Here is a 16,317-nt window from a genome sequence, read left to right as displayed (position 1 = left end):
CTGGGCAGCGAAGCCGGCCTGGGCGGCCGGCTTTCGGGGCCGGGCAGCGAGCTGGTGCGGGTTGGGTCCGCGGGCTTCGGGGAGCGGGCGGCGGAGCTGGTGCCGGGCTGGGGTTTGCGGGGGCTGGGCTTCTGGGGGTGTTTGCGGTTGGGGGCGCTTCGACTCGTACGTCAATCGCGGGTTTGGATTGCTTTGCGGAGTTGGAGCATCAAGGGGGCGGCTTCGGAATCGGTGCGGCCCGGGAACATTGCCAGGGCGAGGCTTCCGTGGTCGGCCCAGCCGCAGACGGCGAGGTCCTTGCCGTCGCTGACGGTGCTTCCGCACATCATGGAGCCGCCGAGCGGGCCGGCGTCGACGTCGTGCAGGCCGGTGACCGAGCCCTGTTCGTCAGTGAAGAGGTCGAACGAGGTCTTCAGGTCTTTGCCGGGACTCCAGAGCAGCGTGGTCCCGCCGAGGAACAGCGCGTCCTTGTCGGCGGCGCCGCTGTAGACGGCACCGACGGTCTCGTCCAGGTCGATCTCGGCCGAGAGCGCTGTCCGCAGGTAGTCAGCGGTCTCCTGGGCACTCGGCGTGGTGTCAAGGCTGAACTCACCGATCGTGGCCGGGAGGTTCAGCGTGACGTCGCGCTCGGACTGGACCTTCCAGTAGAACCAGCCGAGCGCACCCACGCCGGCGACCCCGACGGCCAGCAACGAGGCCAGCAGGATCGTGCGGGTGCGCCGGCGACTCGGGCTCAGAGGTGCCGGCTGCTCGTCCTCGTCGCTGTCCACCAGGCTGAACGGCGCTTCCTGGATCTCGATCGCCGGCTCGGGATCGGTCGGCGAAGCGGGGGAAGTCGGGCCGGGTTCGGGCATCAGACGAGACTACCGTCATCCACAGGCGGCGGTTGTCCACAGGGCGGCAGTGCGAATTCCAGCTCACGCGCGGGAATCCGTAGACTTGGCGCGTGACCGACACGACCGATACCCGCACTCCCGACAGCCGGCCCACCGGTGGCCTCTCCGCTCAGTACCAGCCGGGCGACGTAGAGCAGTCGCGATACGAGCGGTGGGTGTCGGAGGGCTATTTCACTGCCGATCCGAAGAGTGACAAGCCGCCGTTCAGCATCGTCATCCCGCCGCCGAACGTGACCGGTTCGCTGCACGTCGGCCACGCTCTCGACCACACGATCCAGGACACGCTGGTCCGTCTCAAGCGCATGCAGGGCTTCGAGGTGCTCTGGCTGCCCGGCATGGACCACGCCGGCATCGCCACGCAGAACGTGGTGGAGCGCAAGCTCGCCGAGCAGCAGCTGTCCCGGCACGACCTGGGCCGCGAGAAGTTCGTGGAGAAGGTCTGGGAGTGGAAGGCCGAGTCCGGCGGCGCGATCCTCGGGCAGATGCGGCGGCTGGGTGACTCCGTCGACTGGAGCCGTGAGCGCTTCACCATGGACGAGGGGCTCTCCCGCGCCGTCCAGACGATCTTCAAGCGGCTGTTCGACGACGGCCTGATCTACCGGGCGAACCGGATCATCAACTGGTGTCCGCGCTGCCTGACCGCACTGAGCGACATCGAGGTCGAGCACACCGACGACGAGGGTGAGCTGGTCTCGATCCGCTACGGCGAGGGGGAGAACAGCATCGTCGTGGCCACCACGCGCGCGGAGACGATGCTCGGCGACACCGCGGTGGCCGTGCATCCCGACGACGAGCGGTACAAGCACCTGGTCGGCACCGAGGTCGAGCTTCCGCTGACCGGCCGGCGCATCCCGATCATCGCGGACGAGCACGTCGACCCCACGTTCGGCACCGGCGCCGTGAAGGTGACCCCGGCGCACGACCCGAACGACTTCGAGATCGGTCAGCGGCACAACCTGCCCAGCCTGACGGTCATGGACGAGCGCGCGGTGGTCACGGTGCCGGGTCCGTTCGAGGGCCTGGACCGGTACGAGGCACGCCCGGCTGTCGTCGCCGCTCTGCGGGAGCAGGGGCGGATCGTGGCGGAGAAGCGGCCGTACCAGCACTCGGTCGGCCACTGCTCGCGCTGCAAGACGACCGTCGAGCCACGGCTGTCGCTGCAGTGGTTCGTCAACACGACCCCGCTGGCGAAGGCGGCCGGCGACGCGGTCCGTGACGGCCGGGTGCGGATCGAGCCGGAGGAGCTGTCGAAGCGGTACTTCGCCTGGGTCGACAACATGCACGACTGGTGCATCTCGCGTCAGTTGTGGTGGGGTCACCGCATCCCGGTGTGGTACGGGCCGAACGACGAGGTCGTCTGCGTCGGGCCGGACGAGGAGCCCCCGACCGGCGAGGGCTGGCGCCAGGACGAGGACGTGCTGGACACCTGGTTCTCCTCGGGCCTGTGGCCGTTCTCCACGCTGGGCTGGCCGGAGCAGACCGCCGAGTTGGAGAAGTTCTACCCGACCAGCGTGCTGGTGACCGGCTACGACATCCTGTTCTTCTGGGTCGCCCGGATGATGATGTTCGGGCTGTACGCGATGGACGGCAAGCAGCCGTTCGACGTGGTGAACCTGCACGGCATGGTCCGCGACCAGTTCGGCAAGAAGATGTCGAAGTCGTTCGGCAACGTGGTCGACCCGCTGGACTGGATCGAGCGGTACGGTGCCGACGCGACCCGGTTCACGTTGGCCCGTGGCGCCAACCCCGGCTCCGACGTGCCGATCAGCGAGGAGTGGTGCCAGGGCTCCCGCAACTTCTGCAACAAGCTGTGGAACGCGACCCGCTTCGCGCTGATGAACGGCGCGACCGTCGAGGGCGAGCTGCCCGCGCCGGCCGAGCTCAGCGCAATCGACAAGTGGATCCTGTCCCGGCTGCAGCACACCGTCTCCGAGGTCAACGAGCACTTCGACTCGTATGAGTACGCGAAGGTCTGCGACACCCTCTACCACTTCGCGTGGGACGACGTCTGCGACTGGTACGTCGAGCTCAGCAAGCCGGTCCTGGCCCAGGACACCCCGGAGGCGGCGCGCACCCGGCGGGTCCTCGGGCACGTGCTCGACCAGCTGCTGCGCCTGCTGCACCCGGTCATCCCGTTCGTCACCGAGGAGCTGTGGATCGCGCTGACCGGCGGCGAGACGGTCACGTTCGCGACCTGGCCGTCGATCGACCATGCCCTGGTCGACGACGCCGCCGAGGAGGAGCTGGCCGCCCTGCAGAAGGTGGTCACCGAGGTCCGGCGGTTCCGTTCCGACCAGGGGCTCAAGCCGAGCCAGCGGGTCTCGGCCGCGCTGACCGGGCTGGGCAATGTCGGGATCGACACGCACGAGACGCTGATCCGCTCGCTGGTCCGGCTCGACGCGCCGTCCGCCGACTTCACCGCCACCGCCACGCTGGCGGTGACCGGCGGGATCACCGTGGACCTGGACACCCGCGGGGCGATCGACGTGGCCGCCGAGCGGGCCCGGCTGGAGAAGGACCGGGCGGCCGCCGAGAAGGAGGCCGCGCAGTGCCGGGGCAAGCTCGGTAACGAGGCGTTCGTGGGGAAGGCGCCGGAGCAGGTCGTCGCCAAGATCAAGGACCGGCTGGCCACCGCTGAGGCGGACCTGGTCCGGATCGCCGCGGCGCTCGAGGCGCTGCCGGCGGCCTGACCCTTCGCGCGGGGCCGCACCGGCCCCGCCTCGAGAAAGCTGGACATGAGCGAGTACACCGAGGTCGAAGCCGCGCTCAACGAGCGCGGTTTCACCCGCATGGTCTTCGACATGCAGAAGATCCGGGATCTGATGGACGTGCTGGGCAGCCCGCAGCGGGCGTACCCGGCGATCCACCTGACCGGCACCAACGGCAAGACCAGCACCGCGCGCATGATCGACGCGCTGCTGCGGGCATGCGGCCTGCACACCGGGCGGTACACCAGCCCGCACCTGGAGACCGTCCGGGAGCGGATCAGCCTGGACGGGGAGCCGGTCTCCGAGGAACGGCTGGTCGACGTCTATCAGGACATCGCGCCGCTCGCCGACCTGATCGACGACCGCAACACCGAGCCGCTCACCTACTTCGACATGACCACGGCCATGGCGTACGCGGCCTTCGCGGACGCGCCGGTCGACGTCGCGGTGGTCGAGGTGGGCCTGGGCGGCGAGGAGGACGCCACGAACGTCATCGAGGCGGGCGTGTGCGTGATGACCCCGATCGGGCTGGACCACACCGAGTGGCTCGGCGACACGATCGAGGACATCGCCTGGGCCAAGGCCGGGATCATCCACAAGGGCGCCACGGTGATCACCGCGCTGCAGACCGAGGAGGCCATGCGGCCCATCCTGGAACGCTGCGCGGAGATGGGCGCGACCCTGGCCCGTGAGGGCAACGAGTTCGGAGTGGTGCAGCGCACCCAGGCGGTCGGCGGCCAGGTGCTCGTCCTGCAGGGGCTGGGCGGTGTCTACGAGGAGATCTTCCTGCCGCTGTTCGGCGCGCACCAGGCGCAGAACGCCGCGCTCGCGCTGGCCGCGGTCGAGGCGTTCCTCGGGGCCGGGCCGGACAAGCAGATCGACATCGAACTGATTCGCGAGGGCTTCCTCCAGGTCGACTCGCCGGGCCGGCTGGAGCGGGTGCGCAGCGCGCCGGCCATCCTGCTCGACGGCGCGCACAACCCGCACGGCATGGCCGCCACGGTCACCGCGCTGGAGGAGGAGTTCAACTTCCGGCACCTGGTCGTCGTGCTCGCGGTGTTCGCCGACAAGGACGCGACCGGGCTGCTCGACCTGCTCGAGCCGATCGCGGCACGGATCGTGGTGACGCAGAACAGCTCACCGCGCTCGATGCCCGCGCAGGAGTTGGCGGAGCTGGCGATCAACGTGTTCGGGGAGGACCGGGTGACGATCGCCGAGACCATGCCGGACGCGATCGAGGAAGCGGTGGTGCTCGCCGAGGAGGACGCGTCCGGCGAGCTGAGCGGTGTCGGTGTGCTGATCACCGGCTCGGTGGTCACCGTCGCCGACGCGCGGAGACTGCTCAAGCGATGACCGAACCGGAGGAGAACGCGATGCCGGTGGAGGGCGAGACGGGTGCCGCGACGCGGCGTTCCGGGCTGCGGAACCCCGAGGCTGCCGTACGGGGGCTGGGCGCGGGGACACTCGCACTCGAGGCGATCGTGCTGCTCCTGGCGATCCAGCCGATCCGGATCCTCGGCGTGAACCTGAGTGGCTGGCAGATCGGCCTGGTGATCGGGCTGGCGGTGATCGCGGCGGCGCTCGCCGGGTGCATGCGACGGCGCTGGGGCTGGAACGCGGGGACGGCGCTGCAGGTGCTCCTGCTGGCGAGTGGACTGGTGGTGCACTGGTCACTGGGGGCGCTGGGCGTGATCTTCGGCTTGGCGTGGGCCTACGCCACGTACGTACGAAAATCCATTCTGAGTTCTTGATCCTCGGTTTCGAGGCGGTGAGAAGGGGAGTCACTCCGGTGGCTCCCCTTCTCTGTGTCAGGCGTCGGGCTCCGGGCGGATCGCACGCCACTGGGTGATCGCGATGTTGTGGTTGTCCGGGTCGCGGAACGTGGCGGACCAGAGCTCCAGCTTGTCGCCGCGGTTCACGGGGCGCGGGGAGTGGACGAACTTGACGCCCTTGGCCTTCAGCTCGTCGTGGACCCCTTCGATGTCGCCGACCTCCAGGTTCAGGTAGATCAGGCGGCCGGCCTCCGCGGAGAGGTTCGGGACGGTGCGCAGGACCACCCGGGTGTCGCCGGAGGCCAGGACCGAGCTGCCGTCGCCCGTGTCGATCTCGAAGAAGCCGAGCGTGTCGCGGTAGAAGGCGATCGAGCGGGCCAGATCGGTGACCAGGATCGTGATGCCCACGCCGTGGATCGCGCCGGCCGGGCCCGGGCGGGCGCTGGGGTAGGCGGTGATCACCTCGGCGGCGTGGACGTCGGGTTCCTGGCGGCCGGAGAAGTCGGCCCACGGGCTGCCGGTCGGCTGGGCTTCGGGCTTCTCGTCGGCGGAAGGGGCGGGTGCGGCTGCCGCAGGCTGGGCTGCGGGCATCTCGTCGGCGGGGGGAGCCACCACTCCGGCGGCCACCGCGGGGGCGGCTTGCGGGGTGGATTCCGGGGGCGGCTCCGGGTTCTCGTCGAGCGGGATGTCGACGTCGTCCTCGGGGAGGACGGGGCCGGTCGGGCGCGGCGTGGACGGCTCCGGTGCGGTGGGGAAGGGACGGTCCGGTTCCGGGGCGGCCGGCGGGGGAGTCACCGCGGTCGGGGTGTGGGCCACGGTCGGTGCCGGGTGGGGCTCGGGGCGGGCCGCTGTCGCCACGGTCTGCGCTGGGTGGGGCTCGGTGTGGGTCGCTGTCGCCACGGTTGGCGCTGGGTGGGGCTCGGGCTGGTCCGTGGGAGGGGTCGGCCCGGGGCTTGCCGGAGCCGTCTCGTCTTCCGCGACTGAGGGATATGCGCTGGCAGGGAAGGCCGCCGGCGGGTCGTCGGAGGACGTGTCCGTCACCGGGAATGCCGCGCCGGGTGCCGGCGATGTCCCGGGCGCGGGGACGTCGGTGGCGCCGGGCTGGGTGACGAAGCGGGTCCGGCCCGAGAGGGTGGACTTCGGCTCCGGGGCGGGAGCGGCGGTCGCCGGCGCGGGTTCGTCGAGGTCGAGGTCGATCAGCGGGTCGGTGTCGGGGCTCGACTCGGACGAGGTGCGTTGTGCGGGCGGGCGGCCGGGTGTCTGCGGCCTGGTGGCCGGGGGCTCGACCGTGGCGGTCGCGGTGCTGGACCGTGGCTTGGGGCTCGGGCGGGAGCCGGGCGGGCGGGGGGACGTGGTGCGGGTCGAGGCGGTGGTCGCTCCGGTGGCCACGCCCGCGGCGAAGGCGGTCGCCGTGGTGCCGATACCGGTGCCGGACGACTGATAGCCGGGAGCCGGTGAACTGGCAGGGGGTGCCGCCGGGCTCGGGGAAGAGGCCGGTGAGCCTGCGGAGAATGCCGTCGGGCCGGAGGAGGCCGGGTAGGCGGCGGGTGCCGAGCCGCTCGGCGCCGCGGCGCTCGCGGCTGGGCCGGAGGACGCGGCACCGGAAGCGGCGCCGGATGTCGCCGGGCGGGTGGAGGGGCTTGCGCTCGCTGGCTCGGATGGCGCTGGGCCGGGGGCCGGTGACGAGGGCGACGAGGCCGGGCGCGGCGGGGGCGGATAGTCCGAGCCCGTCGGGGTCGACGGCGCCGGCCGGCCGCGGCCGGGGGCCGGCGGCGGCGGGTAGTCGATCGAGTCCGAGTCGTCGGGGCGGCGGCGGCGTGAACCCGCGGCCGGGGGCGGCGGGTAGTCGTCGTCGAGCGGGCCCGGCGGGGGAGCGGCGCCAGCCGGGGGTGGCGGCGGGTAGTCGATGGAGTCGGAGTCGCCGGCCGGGCGGGCGGGGGCGCCCGGGCCGGGCGGCGGTGGGTAGCTCGCGGACGGCCACTCCGCGGAGGAAGCGCCGGACCCGGGCCGGGTGCTGGCCGAGGCCGTGTCCGGCCCCTCACGGCCCGCTGAACGGCCGGGAGCGGGCGCGGCACCTGCCTGATCGGCGAAGGCCGCGGCAGCGGCACCGGCCGACGGAGCGGCGGCGGGTGTCGCGGCAGCGTCGTCGGCCGACGGGGCCGGGGCGGTGGCAGGGCGCGGTTCCGCTTCCGGGGAGTCGAGGTCGATCGGGTCGAAGCCGGCCGGATCGGTGTCGGCCGTCTCGAACCCGGCCGTCTCCGGGCGCTGCCCGCTCGCGGCCCGCCGGGGCAGCGGCGTCGCGGACGCCTCGTCGCCGACCAGCTGACCTTCGAGGATCGGCCCGTCCGGGGTCTCGCGGACCACCACCGGGGTGGTGACGCGCGTCTCCTCGTACGCCGGTGAGGGCTCCTCGGTGGTGTTCAGGTCGTCCGCCCGGTCCACCCAGGGGCCCGGGTCGAACGCGCCGAACACGGCGTCGTCCTCCGCCTCCTCGGGGTCGGTGCCGAGGTCGGGCTCCGCCGGCGGGGGCGGATCGCCGGCCGCACCGACGTCCGGCGCGTCCTTCCAGTTGATGCGCACGCGGCGGGTGTCGTCCACGTCGACGGTGATCGGCACGGTCGAGCCGATCACCGGCCACTTGGCGACCGGCACCCGGCCGTCCCGGATCACCTTGTCGAAGGTGCCGAGGCCGGGGGCGACCACGATGGCCTGGATCTCGGCACGTCCGTACGCTCCGGCGACGGGCGGCGCGGTGATGTTCAGGATCTCCGCGGTGCCGGCCACGGTGGCTCGACCGCCTCGGCGCACGTTGCTCACCATCGCGAGCGCGATGGCTATCGCCAGCACGACGAAGCCGAGGATCGCCACCGGCCAGCTCAAGAGCCCGAGACCGTAAACGATCATAAAGACCGCGATCGTGCCCATGACCAACGCCACCAACTTGCGTGCCGGTGCGATGGGCCGGCCGGTCTGGTTCGCCACTGTGGACCTCCCGGTTGTTCCCGCTCAGGTTATGGCCCTGCGGTCACTGAGCGAAAGTACGGCAGTACGGACATCGCCGCTCACCGTCCCTGAGGTACCGATAGGCTGAACCTCGGGCGTGTCGATCCTGTCGTCGTCTGCCCTGTCTGTCGTCTGCTCTGTCTGCCGCCTGGCCTGTCGCCTCCGGAGGGGAACCCCACGTGTCCAGCACCACCGAGCGTTCGCTCGTGCTCATCAAGCCTGACGCCGTCCGCCGCGGACTGCTCGGCGAGATTCTGTCGCGTTTCGAGCGTAAGGGCCTGGTCGTCGAGGCGCTGGAGTTGCGCACGATGGACGCCGGGCTCGCCGACCAGCACTATGCCGAGCACGTGGACAAGGCGTTCTACCCGCCGCTCAAGGACTTCATGACCAGTGGCCCGCTGGCCGCGGTGGTGCTCTCCGGCGACGAGGTGATCGATGTGGTGCGGGCGATGATCGGCGCGACCGACGGGCGCAAGGCCGCGGCCGGCACGATCCGTGGTGACCTGGCCCTGTCCAACCGGGAGAACCTGGTGCACGCCTCCGACTCGCCGGACAGCGCGAAGCGTGAGCTGGCGCTCTGGTTCCCGAATCTCTGATCGACGGGCCTGACCGCCGCTGATCACTCGGCGCGGCCGGAGAGCACCAGGCAGTCCAGGGCACAGCCGAGAGCACCAGGCAGTCCAGGGCGCGGCGGGAGAGCACGAGGAAGTTCAGGGCACGGCCATCTCGGGGCCACGTGGGATCGATAGGCATCAGACATGACTGCGATCTCGCGAAGGAATCTGTTGCGCGCCGGGGTGGCCGGCGGCGTGGCCGGAGCGCTTTTCGAGGCCCCGGCGTTCTCGAGCGCCGGCAGCCGCCCGGTGCTCACCCACGGCGTGCAGAGCGGTGACGTCACCGCCGACTCGGCGGTGGTCTGGACCCGGGCGGACCGGCCCGGCCGGCTCTGGGTGCAGGCCAGCCGCCGGCCGGACTTCCGCGGCTCGCGGGTGATCCGTGGCCCGCTGGTCACCCCGGAGAGCGGCTTCACCGGCAAGGTGCGGCTGCGCGGGCTGCCGGCCGGGGAAAAGGTCTACTACCGGGCGAAGGTGGAGAGCCCGGACCGGCCGGGTCTGTTCAGCCTTCCGGTGGACGGCACGTTCCGGACCGCACCTACGCGCCGCGGCGACGTCCGGTTCGTCTGGACCGGTGACGTGGTGGGCCAGGGCTGGGGCATCGACCCTGCCTTCGGCGGGCTGAAGCTCTTCGAGTCGGCGCGGCTGCGCAGGCCGGACTTCCTGCTGCACAGCGGGGACACCGTCTACGCCGACGGGCCGCTGACCGAGACGGTCACCCTGCCGGACGGGCGGATCTGGCGTAACCGGATCACCGAGGCCAAGCTGAAGGTCGCCGAGAGCCTCGACGAATACCGCGGGCAGTACGCGTACAACCTGCTCGACGACGCGTACAAGCGGTTCGCCGCGGCGGTCCCGCAGATCAACCAGTGGGACGACCACGAGGTGCTGAACAACTGGTATCCCGGGGAGATCCTGGACGACGCGCGGTACACCGAGAAGCGGGTGGACGTGCTGGCCGCGCGGGCGCGTCAGGCGTACCACGAGTGGGTTCCGATCTCCTCGCGACCGGGCCCGGTCTACCGCAAGATCTCGTACGGGCCGCTGCTCGACGTCTTCGTGCTGGACATGCGCACGTTCAAGGACCCGAACACCGACGACACGTACGCCGACCCGAAGCGTGGCCTGCTCGGCGCGACCCAGCGGCGGTGGCTGATCGACGGGCTCCGGAACAGCCGGGCGACCTGGAAGATCATCGCCAACGACCTGCCGCTCGGCCTGGTCGTGCCGGACTCACCGGCCGGCCAGGAGGGGGTGGCGCAGGGCGACAACGGCGCCCCGCGGGGCCGTGAGCTGGAGTTCGCCGAGGTGCTGCGGGCGGCGCACCGGCACGGCGTCCACGGCATCGTGTTCCTGACCGCCGACGTGCACTACACGGCGGCCCACCACTACGACCCGGCGCGGGCGGCGGTGCAGGACTTCACCCCGTTCTGGGAGTTCGTCTCCGGGCCGGCGCACGCGGGCGCGTTCGGGCCCAACGCGCTGGACTCGACGTTCGGGCCGGAGGCGGTCTTCGTGCACGCCCCGCCGGTGGCGAACACCTCGCCGGCACTGGGCTATCAGCACTTCGGCGAGGTGGAGATCGACGGGTCTTCGGGCGCGCTCACGGTGCACCTGCGCGATCGGGACGGCGTCTCGTTGTGGTCGACGACGCTCACGGCGTACGGGAAACAGTAGTTGATCTTGATGAATGGGTAATGCGGATGAGGGAATCCCGGGGTGGCCGGTATCGTTGTCGCCAGCGCAGGCGACGAACCGGCCATCACCGGGGAGCCTCCGGAAGAACGGGGTCACCCCCAAGTAGAACCGGGCGATTCGGCACGCGCGGCAGCCGATGAATGAGCGGGCGGGTCCACGACCCGTCAAGCGAGGTGGTACCGCGGGCCGTCCGCAAGGCGGCTCGTCCTCGCAGTCATCCGATGACTGTTCGAGGAGCACCATGTATCCCAAGCACACCGACGCGACGGGCGTTCCGGCCTCTCCGGACCTGCCCGCGGTCGAGCAGGCCGTCCTGGCGCACTGGGAGGCCGACGGCACGTTCGAGGCCTCGGTCCGGGCGCGACCGGCCGGGGAGAACGGCGGCAACGAATACGTCTTCTACGACGGCCCGCCGTTCGCCAATGGTCTTCCGCATTACGGGCATCTCTTCACCGGCTATGTGAAGGATGTCGTCCCGCGCTACCGGACGATGCGCGGCAAGCGCGTCGAACGTCGTTTCGGCTGGGACACGCACGGCATGCCGGCCGAGATCGAGGCCGAGAAGCAGCTCGGGATCACCAGCAAGGCGCAGATCCTCGACCTCGGCATCGACAAGTTCAACGAGGCCTGCCGCACCTCGGTGCTCGCCTATGCCGGCGAATGGCAGAAGTACGTCACCCGGCAGGCCCGCTGGGTGGATTTCGGCAACGACTACAAGACGCTCGACCCCAGTTACATGGAGTCGGTCATGTGGGCCTTCAAGACCCTTTTCGACAAGGGCCTGGTCTACGAGGGTTTCCGCGTTCTCGCCTACTGCTACCGCTGTGAGACGCCGCTGTCCAACACCGAGACGCGGATGGACGACGTCTACCGGGACCGGACCGACCCGGCGCTGACCGTGCGGTTCCGCCTGGACAGCGGCGAGGACATCGCGGTGTGGACGACCACCCCGTGGACGCTTCCCTCCAACCTGGCGCTCGCTGTCGGACCGGACATCGAGTACGCGGTGCTGTCGGACCGGTCCGGGCAGAAGCTGATCGTGGGCGCCGGGCGGGTGGCCGCCTACGCCAAGGAGCTCGAGGAGTACGAGCAGGTCGGCACCGTGCGCGGCAGCGACCTGGTCGGCCGCCGCTACACGCCGCTCTTCGACTACCTGCGGGAGCCGGCCGGGGAGAACGCGTTCCAGGTCCTCGGCGCCGACTTCGTGACCACCGAGGACGGCACCGGCGTGGTGCACATGGCGCCCGCCTTCGGTGAGGACGACCAGAACGCCTGCAACGCGGCCGGCATCCCGACCGTGGTCACCGTGGACGAGCAGACCCGGTTCACCTCGCTGGTCCCGGACTTGCAGGGCGTGCAGGTCTTCGACGCGAACAAGCCGGTGATCGCGCTGCTCAAGGAGCGCGGCGTGGTGCTGCGGCACGACGGGTACACGCACTCCTACCCGCACTGCTGGCGCTGCGACACCCCGCTCGTCTACAAGGCGGTGTCCTCGTGGTTCGTGGCGGTCACGAAGTTCCGTGACCGGATGGTCGAGCTGAACCAGGAGATCACCTGGACGCCGGCGCACATCAAGGACGGCTCGTTCGGCAAGTGGCTGGCGAACGCGCGGGACTGGTCGATCTCCCGGAACCGGTTCTGGGGCTCGCCGATCCCGGTGTGGAAGTCGGACGATCCGCAGTACCCGCGCGTGGACGTCTACGGGTCGTTCGAGGAGATCTCGCGCGACTTCGGCGTGACCGTGACGGATCTGCACCGGCCCGGGGTGGACGAGCTGACCCGGCCGAACCCGGACGACCCGACCGGGCGGTCCACCATGCGGCGCGTGCCGGAGGTGCTGGACTGCTGGTTCGAGTCCGGGTCGATGCCGTTCGCGCAGGTGCACTACCCGTTCGAGAACAAGGACTGGTTCGAGCACCACTACCCGGGTGACTTCATCGTGGAGTACATCGGGCAGACCCGCGGCTGGTTCTACACCATGCACGTGCTGGCGACGGCGCTGTTCGACCGGCCGGCGTTCCGCAACTGCCTGAGCCACGGCATCCTGCTCGGCGAGGACGGGCGCAAGATGTCCAAGTCGTTGCGCAACTACCCGGACGTGTACCGGGTCTTCGACACCTACGGCTCCGACGCGATGCGGTGGATGCTGATGTCGTCGCCGGTGCTGCGGGGCGGGGACATGCCGGTCACCGAGACGGCGATCCGCGACTCGGTCCGGCAGGTGCTGCTGCCGCTGTGGAACGTCTGGTACTTCTTCAGCCTCTACGCGAACGCGTCGTCGTACGAGGCCGGCCTCCGGACCGATTCCGGCCACCTGCTCGACCGCTACATCCTCGCCAAGACCGGCGAGCTGGTCGACGAGGTCGCGAAGAAGATGGACGAGTACGACATCTCGGGAGCGGCGGGAGACGTCCGCGCCTACCTCGACGCGCTGACCAACTGGTACGTGCGTCGCTCGCGTGACCGCTTCTGGGCAGGCGACCCGGACGCGTTCGACACCCTGGCCACCGTCCTGGAGACACTGTGCCGCGTGGTCGCCCCGCTCGCCCCGCTCACCGCCGAGGAGGTCTGGCGCGGCCTGACCGGCGACCGCTCGGTGCACCTGACGGACTGGCCGGACGCGAGCGCGTTCCCGGCCGACCACGACCTGGTCGCGTCGATGGACGCGATCCGGGACGTGGCGTCCGCGGCGCTGTCGCTGCGCAAGGCGAAGGCGCTGCGGGTCCGGCTGCCGCTGGCCACGCTGACCGTCGCCTCGGCCGGCGGCAAGTCGCTGGAGGGCCTCGGCGACCTGCTCAAGGACGAGGTCAACGTCAAGGACGTGGTCTTCACCGACGACGTCGCCGCGTACTGCCAGCAGGTGCTGACCGTCGTGCCGCGGGCGCTCGGCCCGCGCGTCGGCAAGCAGGTCCAGCAGGTCATCAAGGCGGTCAAGGCGGGTGACTGGGAGCTGGTCGGCGGTGCTCCGGTGGCGGCCGGCGTGACGCTGGCCGAGGGCGAGTTCGAGCTCAAGCTGGTCGCCGCTGACGCGGAGAACTCAGCGCCGCTGCCGGGCGGCGCCGGGGTGGTCGTGCTGGACACCGCGGTCACCGCCGAGCTGGCCGCCGAGGGGGTGGCCCGGGACGTGATCCGGGTCGTGCAGCAGGCACGGCGCGACGCGGGCCTGGACGTCTCCGACCGGATCTCGCTGGTCGTCAGCGCGTCACCGGCGGTCCGTGCGGCGGTCGAGGCGCACCGGGAGTTCGTCGCCGGCGAGACCCTGGCCACGTCCCTGACCTTCGGCGAGGTGCAGGGATTCACGGGCGAGGCCGGCGAGGGCGAGCGGATCGCCGTAACCGTCACACCCGTGTGAGATAACCGACTGGCCCGGATGTTCGCCTGACGCGGCGAATGTCCGGGCCCGGCACAAGATCAATAGTCCACGGCGGCCCTGCGTCCGATAACCTCTCCTCACCCCTCAACTTGTTTCATGCACTGGTCATCGGAGGACGAGTTGCCCCTGATCTACTCGATCGGCAAGCTCACCGTCGGCAATGCGCTGATGATGGGTTGGAAGCCGCGCATCGAGGGCCTCGAGTACATACCGAAGACCGGTGGCGCGATCTTCGCCGGGAACCACCTCTCCGTCGCCGACGAGCTGTTCCTGGGCGCCGCCGTGCCGCGCCACCTGGCTTTCTGGGCCAAGTCGGACTACTTCGTGGGCAAAGGTGTGAAGGGCTTCTTCTCGCGGAAGCTGATGGAGGGCCTCGGCGCGATCCGGGTCGAGCGCGCCGGTGGCCGGGCCGCTCTCACCGCGTTCGACGCCGCCATCCCGGCGCTCGAGGCCGGCGACCTGGTCGCCGTCTACCCCGAGGGCACCCGTTCGCCGGACGGCAAGCTCTACCGCGGCCGCACCGGCGTGGCCCGGCTGGCCACCGCTGCCGGCGTCCCGATCATCCCGGTCGGCATGATCGGCACCGATGTGGTCCAGCCGATCGGCCGGATGTACCCGAAGCTGATGCGTGGCCAGGTCATCGTGAAGTTCGGCGAGCCGATCGAGACGGCCGGCCGCGCCGACGACCGGACGTCGCTGCGCGAGCTCACCGACCAGGTGATGGGCGAGATCCAGAAGCTCACCGGCCAGGAGTATGTGCCGCGTTACGCGCCCAAGCGTGAAGACGCTGCCTGACCCGTGTCGTGACCTTCGGCCCGGGCTGCGGCGTGGTCAGGAGCGCTTCGCGGTGCGGTCGTCGTACTCCTCGCGGGCGTCGAGGACTTCCTCGATGTGCTGCACCGACCACTCCGTGAGCGCCTTCAGCGGGCCCCGCAGTGTCTGGCCGAGCGGCGTCAATTCGTACTCCACCCGGATCGGCGCCTCCGGGTACACCGTCCGCACGAGCAGCCCGTCGCGTTCGAGCGTGCGCAACGTCTGGGTGAGCATCTTCTCGCTGACCCCCGCGAGCTCCTGGCGCAGCCGCGTGAACCGGCACGCCCCGTGCCTGCCGAGCTCGCCCAGCACGAGCACCGCCCACTTGCTGCCGATGTGGTCGAGCACGTCACGCGACGGGCAGCCACGCGCATAGGGGTCCCACGACGACGTGGGCTCGCTCACCTTCTGGGTGCTCGCCACCATTCTCACCTCGATCGTTTCGTCAGGGTGGCCACCTTACCGGGAAGTGCGTACTTACGGAAAGAGAGTGACCAGTTCATCGTGGGTGCTGCGCCGTGGGAGGTCCGCGGCCGAAGGGAAATGATCATGTCGATCGTTGTCACCGCAGCCTCCGGGCAACTGGGCAGGCTCACCGTCGAAGCGCTGCTGACCCGTGGGGTGCCGGCCGCCGGCATCGTCGCGACCAGCCGTGACGTCACCAAGATCAAGGACTTCGCCGACCGCGGTGTCGACGTCCGCCGGGCCGACTTCGCGGAACCCGAGAGCCTCCCCGCGGCCTTCGAGGGCGCGGACCGGCTCCTGCTGATCTCCACCACGACCCCGGGCGAGCGCGTCGCCAACCACCGCCGCGCCATCGACGCCGCGGTGGCGGCAGGCGTGTCGCAGGTCGCGTTCACGAGCATGCTGCACGCGGACACGTCCACCACCATCCTCGCTCCCACCCACAGTGCCACCGAGGAGTACCTGCGCGAGCGCCTCCCCAGCGTGATGCTGCGCAACGGCTGGTACCTGGAGAACTACACGGTCCAGCTTCCCCAGGTGCTGACCAGCGGAGTCCTCGCCGGGGCCGCCGGCCAGGGCCGGATCAGCGCCGCGACCCGAGCCGACTACGCCGACGCCGCCGCCGTCGTGCTGACCACCGAGGGCCACGCGGGCAAGGCGTACGAGCTGGGCGGGGAGGTGGCCTTCACCCTGACGGAGCTGGCCGCGGCGATCTCGACCGCCGCCGGCAAGCGGATCGAGTACACCGATCTCCCGGTCGAGGCGTTCGCCCGGCTGCTGACCGGCGCGGGCGTGCCCGCCGAGCTGGCGGACGTTATCGCCGACGCCGACCGCGCCATGAGCCGCGACGAGTTCTACACCAGCTCCGGGGACCTGCGGCGCCTGATCGGGCGGCCGGCCGCGACCCCTGCCGAGGCGATCGCCGCCGCGCTCCGCTGACCGGCCGCCGAGGTGAACGCCCCGGCCACCGGCACG

At 70.8% G+C, this 16,317-nt stretch carries 11 protein-coding genes; 8 read left to right on the top strand and 3 right to left on the bottom strand.

Annotated elements, in window-relative coordinates:
* Positions 1 to 170 precede the first annotated feature (170 nt).
* Positions 171 to 854, bottom strand: a complete 684-nt coding sequence (locus tag Acy02nite_RS40440) for a hypothetical protein (protein ID WP_239175682.1) — start codon at positions 852 to 854, stop codon at positions 171 to 173.
* A 92-nt stretch (positions 855 to 946) separates the two neighbouring features.
* On the opposite strand from Acy02nite_RS40440, the gene Acy02nite_RS40435 reads away from it, so the two are divergent.
* Genes Acy02nite_RS40435 through Acy02nite_RS40425 form a run of 3 tightly spaced genes read left to right on the top strand, consistent with a single transcriptional unit; the run spans position 947 to position 5,355 of the window.
* Positions 947 to 3,586 carry a valine--tRNA ligase gene (locus Acy02nite_RS40435; protein WP_203753841.1) on the top strand — a complete coding sequence of 880 codons (2,640 nt, stop codon included), beginning with the start codon at positions 947 to 949 and terminating at the stop codon, positions 3,584 to 3,586.
* A 45-nt stretch (positions 3,587 to 3,631) separates the two neighbouring features.
* The gene (locus Acy02nite_RS40430; protein ID WP_203753838.1) at positions 3,632 to 4,957 is read left to right on the top strand and encodes a bifunctional folylpolyglutamate synthase/dihydrofolate synthase; all 1,326 of its coding nucleotides are present in this window, start codon (positions 3,632 to 3,634) and stop codon (positions 4,955 to 4,957) included.
* Positions 4,954 to 5,355, top strand: coding sequence for a DUF4233 domain-containing protein (locus tag Acy02nite_RS40425; RefSeq protein WP_203753834.1), 402 nt, complete (start codon positions 4,954 to 4,956; stop codon positions 5,353 to 5,355). The genes Acy02nite_RS40430 and Acy02nite_RS40425 overlap by 4 nt, the downstream gene beginning before the upstream one ends.
* Positions 5,356 to 5,412: 57 nt before the next feature.
* Here the strand turns inward: Acy02nite_RS40425 and Acy02nite_RS40420 are convergent, their stop codons facing one another.
* A complete protein-coding gene (locus Acy02nite_RS40420; protein ID WP_203753831.1) occupies positions 5,413 to 8,280 on the bottom strand; it encodes a VOC family protein in 2,868 nt (955 codons plus the stop codon).
* 278 nt (positions 8,281 to 8,558) lie between these two features.
* Between Acy02nite_RS40420 and ndk the strand changes: the two genes are divergently transcribed.
* From ndk to Acy02nite_RS40400, 4 genes are all read left to right on the top strand, one after another.
* Positions 8,559 to 8,975 carry a nucleoside-diphosphate kinase gene (ndk, locus tag Acy02nite_RS40415; RefSeq protein WP_203753828.1) on the top strand — a complete coding sequence of 139 codons (417 nt, stop codon included), beginning with the start codon at positions 8,559 to 8,561 and terminating at the stop codon, positions 8,973 to 8,975.
* Positions 8,976 to 9,137: 162 nt separating this feature from the next.
* Positions 9,138 to 10,670, top strand: a complete 1,533-nt coding sequence (locus Acy02nite_RS40410; protein WP_203753825.1) for an alkaline phosphatase D family protein — start codon at positions 9,138 to 9,140, stop codon at positions 10,668 to 10,670.
* A gap of 262 nt (positions 10,671 to 10,932) precedes the next feature.
* Positions 10,933 to 14,043 (top strand): isoleucine--tRNA ligase, encoded by a 3,111-nt coding sequence (ileS, locus tag Acy02nite_RS40405; RefSeq protein WP_203753823.1) that lies wholly within the window; start codon positions 10,933 to 10,935, stop codon positions 14,041 to 14,043.
* Between the two features lie 141 nt (positions 14,044 to 14,184).
* Positions 14,185 to 14,859 carry a lysophospholipid acyltransferase family protein gene (locus Acy02nite_RS40400; RefSeq protein WP_203753882.1) on the top strand — a complete coding sequence of 225 codons (675 nt, stop codon included), beginning with the start codon at positions 14,185 to 14,187 and terminating at the stop codon, positions 14,857 to 14,859.
* A gap of 36 nt (positions 14,860 to 14,895) precedes the next feature.
* Here the strand turns inward: Acy02nite_RS40400 and Acy02nite_RS40395 are convergent, their stop codons facing one another.
* On the bottom strand, positions 14,896 to 15,300 hold the full coding sequence (locus Acy02nite_RS40395; protein ID WP_425548262.1) for a winged helix-turn-helix transcriptional regulator: 405 nt from the start codon (positions 15,298 to 15,300) through the stop codon (positions 14,896 to 14,898).
* A gap of 126 nt (positions 15,301 to 15,426) precedes the next feature.
* Between Acy02nite_RS40395 and Acy02nite_RS40390 the strand changes: the two genes are divergently transcribed.
* A complete protein-coding gene (locus Acy02nite_RS40390; RefSeq protein WP_203753819.1) occupies positions 15,427 to 16,281 on the top strand; it encodes an SDR family oxidoreductase in 855 nt (284 codons plus the stop codon).
* The last annotated feature ends 36 nt before the right edge of the window (positions 16,282 to 16,317 follow it).

The organism is Actinoplanes cyaneus (assembly GCF_016862095.1).
In the GTDB taxonomy this organism is placed as follows: Bacteria; Actinomycetota; Actinomycetes; order Mycobacteriales; family Micromonosporaceae; genus Actinoplanes; species Actinoplanes cyaneus.
Note: the sequence above shows the minus strand (reverse complement) of the source record. Positions and strands in the feature narration are given on the sequence as shown.

Excerpts from the sequence above, each read along its gene's own strand:
- Acy02nite_RS40440 (WP_239175682.1), bottom strand. The coding sequence starts at position 854 with ATGCCCGAACCCGGCCCGACTTCCCCCGCTTCGCCGACCGATCCCGAG.
- Acy02nite_RS40430 (WP_203753838.1), top strand. The coding sequence starts at position 3,632 with ATGAGCGAGTACACCGAGGTCGAAGCCGCGCTCAACGAGCGCGGTTTC.
- Acy02nite_RS40425 (WP_203753834.1), top strand. The coding sequence starts at position 4,954 with ATGACCGAACCGGAGGAGAACGCGATGCCGGTGGAGGGCGAGACGGGT.
- Acy02nite_RS40420 (WP_203753831.1), bottom strand. The coding sequence starts at position 8,280 with ATGATCGTTTACGGTCTCGGGCTCTTGAGCTGGCCGGTGGCGATCCTC.
- Acy02nite_RS40410 (WP_203753825.1), top strand. The coding sequence starts at position 9,138 with ATGACTGCGATCTCGCGAAGGAATCTGTTGCGCGCCGGGGTGGCCGGC.
- ileS (WP_203753823.1), top strand. The coding sequence starts at position 10,933 with ATGTATCCCAAGCACACCGACGCGACGGGCGTTCCGGCCTCTCCGGAC.
- Acy02nite_RS40390 (WP_203753819.1), top strand. The coding sequence starts at position 15,427 with ATGTCGATCGTTGTCACCGCAGCCTCCGGGCAACTGGGCAGGCTCACC.